Source organism: Petrotoga sp. SL27 (genome assembly GCF_002924605.1).
Taxonomy (GTDB): domain Bacteria; phylum Thermotogota; class Thermotogae; order Petrotogales; family Petrotogaceae; genus Petrotoga; species Petrotoga sibirica.
Genome location: NZ_JAIP01000012.1, coordinates 152442 through 165271, shown reverse-complemented (window position 1 = coordinate 165271; position 12830 = coordinate 152442). Strand labels below are relative to the sequence as shown.

11 protein-coding genes are annotated in these 12830 nt (G+C 34.0%); 6 read left to right on the top strand and 5 right to left on the bottom strand.

The genetic code is table 11. The features are described 5' to 3' along the window. The first annotated feature begins 295 nt into the window (after window positions 1–295). Window positions 296–1036, top strand: coding sequence for a sulfite exporter TauE/SafE family protein (locus tag AD60_RS05210; RefSeq protein WP_103876599.1), 741 nt, complete (start codon window positions 296–298; stop codon window positions 1034–1036). A gap of 2 nt (window positions 1037–1038) precedes the next feature. On the opposite strand, the gene AD60_RS05205 is transcribed toward AD60_RS05210, so the two are convergent. After that, window positions 1039–2376 (bottom strand): alkaline phosphatase family protein, encoded by a 1338-nt coding sequence (locus AD60_RS05205; RefSeq protein WP_103876598.1) that lies wholly within the window; start codon window positions 2374–2376, stop codon window positions 1039–1041. A gap of 130 nt (window positions 2377–2506) precedes the next feature. Between AD60_RS05205 and AD60_RS05200 the strand changes: the two genes are divergently transcribed. After that, complete coding sequence (locus AD60_RS05200) at window positions 2507–2755, top strand: DUF5320 domain-containing protein (RefSeq protein ID WP_041534070.1); 249 nt, start codon at window positions 2507–2509, stop codon at window positions 2753–2755. 25 nt (window positions 2756–2780) lie between these two features. Here the strand turns inward: AD60_RS05200 and AD60_RS05195 are convergent, their stop codons facing one another. The 3 genes from AD60_RS05195 to AD60_RS05185 are packed head-to-tail and all read right to left on the bottom strand — an operon-like array spanning window position 2781 to window position 6126. Further along, window positions 2781–3551 carry a fumarylacetoacetate hydrolase family protein gene (locus AD60_RS05195; RefSeq protein ID WP_103927446.1) on the bottom strand — a complete coding sequence of 257 codons (771 nt, stop codon included), beginning with the start codon at window positions 3549–3551 and terminating at the stop codon, window positions 2781–2783. A gap of 44 nt (window positions 3552–3595) precedes the next feature. Next, a complete protein-coding gene (locus AD60_RS05190) occupies window positions 3596–4237 on the bottom strand; it encodes an anaerobic ribonucleoside-triphosphate reductase activating protein (protein WP_012208804.1) in 642 nt (213 codons plus the stop codon). Then, the gene (locus AD60_RS05185; RefSeq protein ID WP_012208803.1) at window positions 4234–6126 is read right to left on the bottom strand and encodes a ribonucleoside triphosphate reductase; all 1893 of its coding nucleotides are present in this window, start codon (window positions 6124–6126) and stop codon (window positions 4234–4236) included. The genes AD60_RS05190 and AD60_RS05185 overlap by 4 nt, the downstream gene beginning before the upstream one ends. A gap of 253 nt (window positions 6127–6379) precedes the next feature. Between AD60_RS05185 and AD60_RS05180 the strand changes: the two genes are divergently transcribed. The 4 genes from AD60_RS05180 (at window position 6380) to murB (ending at window position 10555) form a co-directional block, all read left to right on the top strand. Then, window positions 6380–7957, top strand: coding sequence for a bifunctional aspartate carbamoyltransferase catalytic subunit/aspartate carbamoyltransferase regulatory subunit (locus AD60_RS05180; RefSeq protein ID WP_012208802.1), 1578 nt, complete (start codon window positions 6380–6382; stop codon window positions 7955–7957). Window positions 7958–8053: 96 nt separating this feature from the next. Then, window positions 8054–8650 (top strand): HAD family phosphatase, encoded by a 597-nt coding sequence (locus AD60_RS05175; protein ID WP_012208801.1) that lies wholly within the window; start codon window positions 8054–8056, stop codon window positions 8648–8650. 20 nt (window positions 8651–8670) lie between these two features. After that, complete coding sequence (locus AD60_RS05170) at window positions 8671–9618, top strand: sulfotransferase (protein ID WP_158248381.1); 948 nt, start codon at window positions 8671–8673, stop codon at window positions 9616–9618. A 16-nt stretch (window positions 9619–9634) separates the two neighbouring features. Beyond that, window positions 9635–10555 (top strand): UDP-N-acetylmuramate dehydrogenase, encoded by a 921-nt coding sequence (murB, locus tag AD60_RS05165; RefSeq protein ID WP_103927444.1) that lies wholly within the window; start codon window positions 9635–9637, stop codon window positions 10553–10555. Window position 10556: 1 nt separating this feature from the next. On the opposite strand, the gene rnr is transcribed toward murB, so the two are convergent. Then, on the bottom strand, window positions 10557–12770 hold the full coding sequence (rnr, locus tag AD60_RS05160; protein WP_103927443.1) for a ribonuclease R: 2214 nt from the start codon (window positions 12768–12770) through the stop codon (window positions 10557–10559). Between the last annotated feature and the right edge of the window lie 60 nt (window positions 12771–12830).

Below are 12830 nucleotides of genomic sequence, written 5' to 3'. Positions count from 1 at the left end.
TCCATATTATATTTTTCCGTGTGGATATGTAATATAAAAAAAATAAATTAATTATTGCAAATATTACCTTTTCATTATATATTTTACATCATTTTTAGAAAATTATTTATATCGTCTTTAAAAATTCTAAAACTTGCTTAGCGCCTCCTTTGTCCCATCCCCACCCAGAAGATCAATTTAGGCTTCGCAAGAATTTTAGTGAGTCAAAAGAAAATCAAAAGTTTACTTGACTCCACACTCTAATTGGAGTATAATACTCAAGAAGGAGTATTAAGGAAGGGATGGAGGGATAGAGTTGGAGACTTTATGGTTTTTTATAATAGTGGGATTTCTTGCCCAAGTTTTAGATGGGGCTTTGGGAATGGCTTATGGTACTATTTCAAATGCTTTATTGTTATCTGTTGGCGTACCCCCTGCTATCTCAAGTGCTTCAGTTCATTTTGCAGAGATTTTCACAACATTTTTATCAGGATTTTCTCATCTGAAACTTGGTAACGTTGATAAGAACCTCTTCAAGAAACTTTTAATACCTGGTGTAATAGGAGGAGTTTTAGGGGCTTATATCTTAACAAATATTGACGGTAACAAAATCAAACCGTTCATTGGTATCTATTTATTGATTATGGGGATAAGAATATTGTACAAAGTTACCAGCATGCATAAACACTCAGAGGAGAAAATTACGAGAAGGAGGCATTACTCTGTCTTAGGTCTTTTAGGAGGTTTTTTTGATGCCATTGGAGGTGGTGGATGGGGACCTATCGTCACAACAACGTTAGTTTCTGATGGAAAGAATCCAAGAAAGACTATAGGTTCAGTAAACGCTGCTGAGTTTTTTGTCACTATTTCTGAAGTTATGGCATTCATAGCCTTGCTGTCACAATTCAATTGGAGCGTTATTATTGGATTAATCATTGGGGGAAGTTTAGCGGCTCCTATTGCTGCTTTGATAACCAAGAAAATTCCTGCTAAAGTGTTGATGATTTCTCTTGGTTGTATTATTACTTTTCTAAGCATTAGAATGATCGTATTTTAATTTCAATCAGACAGATAATTATAAAGTATCGAATTAAAAAAATCGGTAATTTTGTTGATTTTTAGAATTTTGTTGCTGCTTATAAAAATCCCGGATCTGTCGTGATTAGCATCGTCGGGGCCGATGTCGTTGTCGTGTGTATAAATGCTTTTATTACCAAGGCTACCTTGACATCTCCAAGATAGATCATCAAAGTAAATAATCAAATCTGGAGGAATATTTTTTACTTTATTATAAATTTTTTCAGCTTCGTAGACCTTGGTATTCATCTCATTACCATCTTCATTCTTGATATCTTTCAGCTCTTTTATCAGTTTAGTTTTGAAATCATCTAATTCATTTTTTCCAATCACCCCCAAAGGCTCCCTGCCTTTTATGTTAAAAAATAGCTTGCCATGGTAGCCACCATTTCCCCACACCTTGGTTTTACTCCAATCTATCTTTTTTTCTCTTATCAATTTATTTATAGAAACGGGATTTTTTGGATACTCCTTTAAAACCAAATACCCTTTCTTAATGAGCCAATCGTTAATGGCTATGCCACCGTACATGGGTTTTATGCCGTGATCGGATACTATTATAACGTCGAAATCGCCTTGAATACCATTCAAAAATTCTCCTATCTTGTTGTCTAAATGAATATAATAATCTCTAATAGCTGAATTAAATTTGCTATTTACATGTTTTGGATGATTTTTATCGTGCAAAGCCCAAAATCCATGGTGAATTCTGTCTATTCCCATTTCAACCATTACAAATAAATCCCACGGTTTGTTTTTTGCTAAATAATTCGCAATTTTAAAATGATTATTCGTCATATCGTAGATATCTTTTAACAATCTTTCTTTATCTTCGGTTCTAAAATCATTTACATCAAAAATAAAATGTCCTGTAGTGGCTGCCAATTCATTTTTTAAATGTTTTGGATAAGTATAAGTAGATTCAAAAGAAGGTGTTAAAAATCCAGTAATCATATGTCCTTTCAAGGGAGAAGGAGGGTAAGTCAAAGGTACGCCAATCACGATGTTTTGTTTGCCCTTTTCGGTGAAAATATCCCATAATTTTTTATATTTCACGCTTTTTGAAGAAACCAATGAGAAAGAGTGGTAATCATAAGTGCGTCTATTTGTGAAACCATATATTCCAAGTTCACCAGGATCTTTACCTGTGAACATGCTCATCCAGGCGGGGACGGTTATTGGAGGGATAGTAGACTCTAATTCATTATACACTCCATTTTTCATAATTTTTCTTAAATTAGGTAAATCATCAAAAAACTCATCAAAGACCAAATTTGGTGAAGCACAGTCTAATCCGATTATTACGATTTTTTTGCTCATTAAGACACTCCTTTAAAAGAAGCTATAGACAAATAATAACACTAAGATCTTTCAAAAAGAAAAAACGTTGTTTAATCAAAAACTACATGATATAATACATTTAAAAGAATACATTTGGAGCGTGGTTTTTATGTCTGATAAGGTGACCTTAAAAATACCAAAACCATTGTATGATAAACTTAAATCTATAATAGAAAATACTGGTTATTCAAGTGTTACAGAGTTTGTTGTGTTTGTGCTTAGAGATTTGGTATCTTCTGAGGAGATCCAGCAAACCAAAAAGAATAACAAATCAACTAACCAAATTGAAACATTGACTGAAGAGGAAATAAAGGCGATTAAAAAACGATTGAAGAATTTGGGATATTTAGATGAGTGATATCAACTATTCACTGCATCTATAATCAGAGCCTAGATGCATAGTTTCTAACATAATTTTCTAGTATACCTATTTTTTCTATTTTAACTGCCACTTTATCTCCAACATTCATCGGTCCCACACCTGAAGGTGTGCCTGTAGCAATTACATCGCCCGGATTTAGGGTCATTATTTTTGATATGAAACTTACGAGTTTTTCCACAGAAAAGATCAATTGGTTAGTATTTGAGTTTTGCTTGATTTGGTCATTGAGTAAAAGTTGGATATTTAGGTTACTTGGATCAATATCTGTTACAATTGTGGGACCAAAGGGCGCAAAAGTATCAAAGGATTTTGCTCGTGTCCATTGTCCATCTTTCTTCTGTAAATCCCTGGCGGTAACATCGTTAAAGCAAGTATATCCTAAGATATGTTCTTTTACTTGGTCTTCTTCTATGTCTTTGATTTTGTCTTTAATTACAACTGCCAGTTCTGCCTCATAATCTACTTGATTGCTCATTTTTGGGTATATAATACTTTCTTTTGGCCCAATCACAGCCGTTGACGGCTTTATGAAGAGAACCGGTTCTTCTGGAATTCTATCCTTCATTTCTGCCGCATGATCTCGATAGTTTAAGCCAACGCAAACGATCTTGCTAGGATTACAAGGAGCCTTTAACGTAACCTCAGTGAACGGATAGATATTATCGGTAACTGTGAATTCGTCAAAGATATCGCCGTTAATAACTTTTATAATGTTTTCTTCCAAAACGCCGTAACTTATTTTTCCATCTTTTTGAAATCTGACGAGTTTCATAATTTTACCTCCGTTTTTGTTTTTGATAACCGCCTTGAGAAATTCTAAAACCTTGTATATAGCGCCCCTTCACCAGATACTTCGTTGTGTTCTTTTATATATTTTTCAAGGGTTTTAATGTCTCTGTATTCATTATACATCCAATCTGAGTATTTTAAATCATCCGGAATAATTGATTTCATTTCTTCTAAATCGTCTTTTGTTGTCATGGGTGGGTATAGTGTGGTTCTTAAAATCAGATCACCTTTGAAATCTTTTAGTAGATTTAAGCTTTCTTTTAGTATAACACAATTTCCACCGATAGTTTTATACTTTTGGCAGCTGGTTTTTATGTCTATCGCTATCATATCTACAATATCTATAACCGTATTTAAAACTTTTGGATTGTGACCATTGGTATCAAGCTTTACTAAAAATCCCATATCTTTTATTTTAATGATAAAATCTCTTAAATCTTTTTGTAAAGTTGGTTCCCCTCCAGTGATGACAACCCCTTCTACAACTCCGACTCTTGATTTCAAATAAGAAAATATATTTTCTTCGTCAACCAATTTGCCTGTGAAAAAAACTAATTCAGGATTATGGCAATAGGGGCATCTTAGATTACAATAGGGACAAAATAGCACGGCAGCTATTTTGTCCGGGTAATCAATAAAGCTTACTTTTTGCATAGATGCGATTTTCATACTCTGTACTCAAGCCTTTCTTTGAATTCTTGTTGCTTTCCTTTATTCCAACTTTTCACAGGCCTGTAATATCCAACAACCCTTGAATAAACTTCGGTAGGTTTGCCACAAATGGGACATTCAAAATGTTCTCCTGCAATGTAACCATGGGTTTCGCAAATGGAAAAAGTTGGCGTTATAGTCATATATGGAACTGGGTATTGACTAAAAGCTTTTTTAATAAAAGTTTTTAGAGTACTTGCTTGGGGTTTTTCCTGCAAAAAGATATGTACTACTGTACCGGATGTGTATAAAGTTTGTAATGGTGCTTGATGCTCAAGTACTTCAAACGGGTCTTCAGTGATTCCAACTGGTAAAAATGTCGAATTTGTGTAGTACGGTTCATCGTCACCTGAAGTTATTATGTCAGGATAAAGTTGTTTGTCTTTTTTAGCTAACCGATAAGATGCTCCTTCTGCAGGTGTTGCTTCTAGGTTGTATAAATTTCCAGTTTCTTCTTGATAATCTTTCAAAACTGATCTCATATAATTCAAAACTTCTATTGCAAATTCTCTTCCTTCGTTGGTTTCAATACCTCTCCCCATGAAATTTAAAAGTGACTCATGCATTCCTATTATTCCTATGGTTGAAAAATGGTTGTTGAAATGGCCCAAATAAACTTTTGTATAGGGCATAAGATTTTTGGAAAGATTTTCTTCTATCACGTATCTTTTTATTTCTAAAGAAGTTTTAGCCAAATCCATCATTGATTTTAAGTTTTCAAAATATTCTTCTTTAGTTTTAGATATATATCCTATTCGAGGAAGATTGATTGTTACTACACCTATGGAACCTGTTTTGTCTGCTGAGCCAAAAAGGCCCCCACCTCTATTTTTTAATTCCCTTAGATCGAGTTGTAACCTGCAGCACATACTTCTTACATCGCCCGGGTTCAATGAACTTGAGATGAAGTTTTGGAAGTAGGGTAACCCATATTTGGCTGTAGCTTCCATCAATAAATCGACATTTTCACCTTCCCAATCGAACTCTTTGGTAATATTGTAAGTTGGGATGGGGAAAGAAAAAATTCTGCCATTTGCATCTCCTTCAAGCATAGTTTCTAAGAAGGCTTTGTTCACCATATTCATCTCTTTTTGATAATCTCCATATACTCCAATTTCCTTTCCGCCAACAATTGCAGGTTCGTTTTTTAGATCATCAGGAACTGTCCAATCAAGTGTAAAGTTTATAAAAGGTGGTTGCGATCCCCATCTAGAAGGTACGTTCATTGCGAAGACCATTTGTTGAATGAACTGTTTCACCTCATCATAACTTAATTTATCCGCTCTTACAAAGGGTGCGAGCAAAGTGTCTACAGAGTTAAAAGCCTGGGCACCTGCAAATTCCATTTGCATAACACCCAAAAAATTCACCATTTGTCCAGTTAAGGCGGAAAGGTGTTTGGCAGGCTTGGCATTGATTTTCCCTTCTACACCCCCAAAACCTTTCTTTATTAGATCCATAAGTGACCATCCGGCACAGTAAGCGACTATACCATGGGATAAGTCATGAATATGTAAAGCACCTGATGAATGAGCCTGTGATATTTCTGAAGGGTATATTTCGTTTAACACATAATTTGCTAAAGCGCTCCCAGCTAAGTGTAAGTACAAACCCGGATAAGAATAAGTAGTGTTTGAATTTTCGTTGGTTCGCCAGTCTTTCATTTCGATATATTCATTTATCGTTTTCCTTACATCAAAACTCATTTTTTCTGCATTTGAATAATTCTCTACACTGCGTTTTTTTTGTTCTTTAATTAAATTTTCTTTCCTTAATTCTCCTTCTTGGCGTTTATTTATAGTTACTGGTTTCAACAACAAACTGTCTTTGATAGAATCTAAATCCATATTTTTCAACCCCCTTATAGTTAAATGTCAAAATGTTTTACAAAAGACTCAATTTATTGTGTTATATTTTATATCATACCACTGTATATTGTATTTGTCAATGTTGTTTATCTTACAAAAAAATGGTATAATACAAAAAGTAATTTTACTTAGACTCATAAGAAATTTGGGGGGGCCACAGGGCGAAGGGGTACTAAAAGAGGCTTTAGAATTTTAGAGAGAGTAGAAGAGAAATTACTTGGGAGGGATTCTTATGAAAAATGATTTTTTAGGGAGAAGTTTAACGGTTATGAATGATTTAACGGTTGAAGAGCAGTTATTTCTTTACAACCAAACAAAAAGGCTAAAAGCAAAATGGGCAAATAAAGAAGATCTTACTGAGTTTCAAATAAAAAATCAAACAGGTATTTATATAGTATTCCTCGAATCAAGTACCAGAACCAAAGAATCCTTCATTAATGCTTCTAAATTCCACAAAAACGCTAAAATCAACATCTTCGAATCAGAACACTCCTCGTTTAATAAAAATGAAAGTTATATAGATACCTTCAATATGTTAACGGGCTATTCGGATTATTCTATATTCATTATCAGATCAAAACTGGAAGGTACTTGCAAGTTATTAGACGAAAAGGTATCAGAATTTGCTTCAAGGCATAACCTACCACATCCTTCTTTTATAAATGCCGGAGATGGTAAGCACGAGCATCCTACTCAAGAGATTTTAGATGAATTCACATTTTTAGAACAGATGGATTTCAACAACGAGTACATTCATATAGCCCTTATTGGGGATCTCCTTCATGGAAGAACGGTCCATTCCAAAGTGGAAGGTTTAAAAATATTTAAAAATGTTGAGGTTGATTTGATAGCGCCAGAAGAATTACAGATGCCAAAACACTATATAAGCAAAATGAAGCTAAAAGGGTACAACGTTAGAATCTTCTCTTCAATAGAAGAGTACCTAAAACAGAGTAAAAAAGCGAACATTTGGTATTTCACAAGGCTTCAATTAGAACGAATGGGTGAAGATATTCTAGAAAAAGAACATATTTTGAGAAAAAGTGTGACTTTTACAAAAGAATTTCTCCCCCTTATTTCCGAAAACGTAAAATTTTATCACCCCCTCCCTCGTCATAAAACTTACCCCACTATTCCAACCTTTTTAGACCCCTTACCGCTTAACGGCTGGGAAAAACAGGCAATAAACGGATATTGGACAAGGATAATCTTACTTTCTATGTTAGGTGGAGCTTTAACCGCCCCCTTTGATACCTCAAGAAAAAATCTTGAAATTAATGAAGAGGATTTCATCATACCCGCTCCGATAAAGGATGGTAAAAAAGGGTTGTTGAGTGAAGGAAAAAGAGGGATCAAGCCAATTGAAAATGGGACGGTAATAGATCACATAGCCAAAGGGCAAAAGTCGGAAAAGATATATGAGACTATCATGAAGATAAGGAAGATTTTGAAGTTTTATAATATTGATAGTGCAGACGGAATATTTAGATCAGCCGATGGTAGATTAAAGGGTTATATTAGTTTGCCCGACGTTCATCTATCAAAGAAAGAAATAAAAAAGCTTTCAGCTATATCTCCAAACACAACTGTGAATATTATTGAAGGTGGAAGAGTAAAAGAAAAATACAGAATTTCTTTACCGCCTATTATATACGGTTTCGAAGAGTTAAGGTGTAAAAATGAAAACTGTATAACCAACCCTCAAAACAACGAAAACGTACAGGTCTCTTTCATTAGAAATGAGGAGAATGAGTTAATATGTGAATATTGTGAAACCCCTCATACCTTTGAAGAAATATGGCGCTTTTAATAGTAAAAAATCTTTTTTTATCTTTGTTTTTAATCTTTTAATATTTTTGTGATAAAATTTAGTCGAAGGGTAAAGACTAAAGAAGGGGGATTTTTTTTGAGAAATATCGTTTTTGATTTGGGAAATGTCCTTTTTAAATTCGATCCTGATGAGATTTTAGATGGTCTTTTCAAAGATCCGCTTATAAAAAGGAAGTTAAAAGAGGCTGTTTTTAAAACAAGCATATGGAAAGAATTGGATAGGGGAACCTTGTCTTTTGAGGAAGCCAAAAAGATTTTCATCGAGAAAAATCCTGATTTAAAAGAAGAAATAGATATATTGCTCAAAGACTGGAAGAATTATCTTCATCCCATAACTGAAAACATAGAAATTCTACCTGAATTGAAAGAAAACAACAAACTTTTCATCTTATCTAATTTTCATAAAGAGGCCTTCAATTATATAAGAGGGAAATACTCTTTTTTCGATATCTTTGATGGAATGATTATTTCCTACAAAGAGAAGCTATTGAAACCTGAAAAGGAAATTTATCAACTTTTGCTTAATAGGTATAATTTGAAACCAGAAGAAACTTTTTTTGTGGATGATATTGTTGAGAACATAATGGCTGCCGAAGAAGTTGGAATTAAAGGTATATTATATACGGATCCTGAATCCTTGAGAGAATTGTTAAAAAGAATAGGTGCCTTATAATTGTGAAAGGAGGCAATGAAGTGGATAATGTTTTTGATAAACATTGTGTATTTATCACTTCAACCGGAAGAACAGGCACGAGATTTCTTGCAAAAAGTTTATCAAAAATGGTTGAAGATTGTTATGCGGTCCATGAACCTGCAAATGTGTTCATTAAAGATCTTAAAAAATGGGGAAACGATATAAAAAGGTTCGGCTTTTATCAAATGACCGTAGGGCAGTTTTTGCCTTCCAAATCCATGTGCAAGTTGAGCACTTACAGGAGGAAGGGCAAAATAACCGACGAAAAAACTAAAGAGTATATAAAAGGCTTAAGAAAACAGATTTTGGAAGAGACAAAGGAAAGCTTGTACGTCGAATCAAGTAACCATCTTCACGGAGTTATAGACCTATTGGGAGATGTTTTTCCTAATAGTAAAATCGTTTTTATTATAAGGGATCCAAGAACATGGATCCGTTCAGCCATAAGTTCCCCCGTTTATTTGCTATATAGTAAAGTTGATTTTTCATTTTTAGGAATGAGTATGAGAGCCTTCCATTTCAAAGACGATCCCTACTCGATGAAATGGAATAGCATGAGCAAATTTGAAAAGTTTGCCTGGTATTATAATAAACTGAATACGTTGGTATTAGAATCTATGAAAAATAAAAATAATTTCAAATTATATCGATACGAAGACCTATTCCTCGGTGAGAAAAAAGAAGAGAATTTTATTGATCTATTAGAATTTTCCACGAAGTTTGATGATGGATTCAGCAGAAATTATGCTTTTGAACCTTCTTTTCTTAAGAAGAAAATAAACTCTGCATCGGATAAGTATAAGATACCTCATTGGAAAAATTGGAATAAAAAAAGGGCACGTATACTTCAAAAACATTGTGGGGATTTAATGGATAAGTTCGGTTATGGAAAGGAACCAGAGTGGTTAGAAAAATTGAATTCGGATTATAAAGAAGAGTTCGCCTAATTTATAGGAGTATTCAATGATTTCAGAAGATCTTAAACTTAGTTTATACGCAGATGGATGTGAAGTTAGACAAAATGAATTTCTCAAATATTATACAAGTTTTAGAATAGGAGGACCTGTTCCTTATATCTTATTCCCAAAAACTTTAAGTTCTTTTGTGAATGCTTTATCAGAATTAGTCAGAAGAGAAATCCCCTTCAAAATTATAGGTCAAGGAACCAACCTGATCGTAAGTGACGAACCCTTAAAATTTGTTGTACTTTCCACAAAATACATAAATAAAATGAATTTTGAAGAAAAAAATAATATGGATTTGATTGTAGAAGCGCAGAGCGGAGTTTCTTTATCTGCTCTTTCTTTTTTGCTTTCGGAAGATGGATACTCTGGACTTGAATTTGCGTGCGGCATTCCAGGAAGTGTAGGCGGAGGTGTTTACATGAACGCCGGGGCTTACGGGGGTGAAATGAAGGATGTTGTTTTGGAAACAACGGTATACGATTTAAGGGATGGAAAAGTAAAGACTTTAAATAAAGGTGATTTAGAGTTTGGTTATAGAACCAGCATTCTCCAGGAAGGTTCTTTCATTCTGTTATCCACTAAATTCTTACTAAAAAAAGATGAGCTTAAAAGGATCAAAAGTAAATTGATAGATTTTTCAACCCGCAGATGGGAGAAACAGCCTATCGATTTACCATCTGCGGGAAGCATATTCAAACGACCGAAACCAGATTTTTTTGTGGGAACTACGATAGAAAATTTAGGATTGAAAGGCTTTTCGATAGGCGAAGCTCAAATATCAACAAAACATGCAGGTTTTATAATCAACAAAGGTAACGCTACTTTCAAGGATGTGATTTCATTAATTGAGTATGTGAAACGTATTGTAAAAGACAAATACAATGTTGATCTACAGGTTGAACCAGAGATTTGGAAGTGAATTACGATTTTTTCCTTTTTTTCTTATTTTTTTTGTTAACTTTTATTTTGGCATGGGGATGTTCCCTTTTCAATTTTTCAAAATCATCTTCCGTATATGGGATAAAATCTACTTCAGTTCCGATTTTATCCGCTCTTACCACTTTGGCTTGTAACTTGTCTCCGATTCTATAAACTTTGCCGGTTCTTTCGCCTTTCAACGTATTGTCACGTTCTTCGTAGATATAATAATCATCGCTCAACTCTGATATATGTATCAATCCATTTATCATCTTTTGGGGTATTTCTACAAATAAGCCAAACCTTGTTACGCCTGTTATGTACACCCAAAAGACTTCTCCTATATGTCTTGAAATGTATTCAACTTTTTTCATATCTATTAGATCCCACTCGGCTTGGTCTGCTACCCTTTCCATTTCAGAAGAATTTTTAGCTATTTCAGGAAGCATTTCAGAATACCTCTTAATTTCTTTCTTTGAAAGGGTTCCTTTATGTTTGATGAATTCTTTCAACAATCTATGAACCACTAAGTCAGGATATCTTCTTATTGGTGATGTGAAATGTGTATAGGATGATGAAGCGAGGCCAAAATGCCCTACGTTCTCCTCTGAGTACAACGCCCTCTTCATAGATCTAACGAGCATCATTTGTATATTTTTACTTAAAGGATGATCCTTTGTTTTTTCCAAGATTTCTTGTAGAACCTTCGGATGAATATTTTGAGGAAACTTTATATTTATTCCCAATATATCCAGATAATTTCGCAGCTGAAGCAATACATCAGGGTCGGGATTTTCATGGATTCTATAGATAAAGGGTAAGCCTTGAACATCAAAGTATGAAGCAACTGTTTCGTTGGCCAAAACCATGAACTCTTCAATCATTTTTTCCGATAGGCCTCTTTCAACAGGGATGATATCCTTTACATAACCCTTTTCATCGAATTCAAAATATACTTCGTTGCTTTCTATATCAATTATGGATCCTCTTTCTTTTCTTTTTGCAGCAAGTATTTCCATCAGTTCTTTCATCATCTCAAGCTCTGGCTTTAAAAAGTCTATCTCTTTTTTTACCTCTTCACTACAGTTGTCAGATAAGAGTTCGTTAACTTTGTTATAGGTCAATCTTTTGGTACTTCTTATCACTCCATTGTATATTTTTGAGTTTACTAAGTTTCCATAAGGGTCAATTTCCATTACTAGGGACATTGTCAATCTGTCTTCACCTTCAACCAAAGAGCATATCCAGTTGGATAACTCAAATGGAAGCATTGGAATGACGGTGTCGATAAGATAAACGCTTGTACCTCGTTTGTATGCCTCTCTATCAAGAGCACTGTTGCTTTTCACATAATGAGATACATCTGCTATATGTACCCCAAGTAAATAATTACCATTATCTAACTTGTTTATACCGACGGCATCATCAAAATCTTTTGCTGTATCACCATCGATGGTAAATATGGTTTCTTTTCTAAAATCTTTTCTTCCCTTAATTTCATTTTCAGAAAGTTTTTTTGGAAGTTCTTTGGCTTCTTGTAACACTTTTGAAGGGAAATAACCTGGTTCAGGTAAATCATGTTTGAAGATCACTATAGGTAAATCTATGGAAGGGTCATCTTTATCCCCAAGGACGTTGACTATCTCGACCTCTGGCTTTTTCGTGGGAGATTGATATTTTGTTATCTGGGCTTTCACTATTTGACCATTCTTAGCTTTTCCTATACTTTCTGGGGCTACGTAAAAATCGGTGTTTATTTTTCCATCAATGGGTATAACGAATCCAAAGATCCCTTTTCTTACGAACTCACCTACTACATATTTTAACCCTCTTTTTAATATTCTAACTACCCTACCTTCTTTTAAATCCCGCCATTTGCCAATTGTTTCGACTAAAACTAAATCTTTATGTAAACTGATTCCAGAATTTTCAACCTTTACAGCAATTTCGCTTCCATCTGGGCATTGTACAAATGCCATATTTCCACTCTTTGTGAATTCAATAGTTCCAATAGCCATGTTTTCATCTAATTTTCTGTATCTGTTTTGTGAATCTTTAATTATTTTACCCTCACTTAGGAGTTTGTTTAAGGTTCTTCTAATGTTAGCCTTTTCTGATTTTTGAAATGCATTTAGATTTTCATATAGTTCTTTTTGTATCGTAGGATTTTTGTCTATTATTTCTAATATTTGTTTTTCTAAGTTGTCTTCATTCATATTTTACCCCCTTTCAATGTAATTATACTTTTTAAAAAAGCTAAAACTTGTTTCAATGCC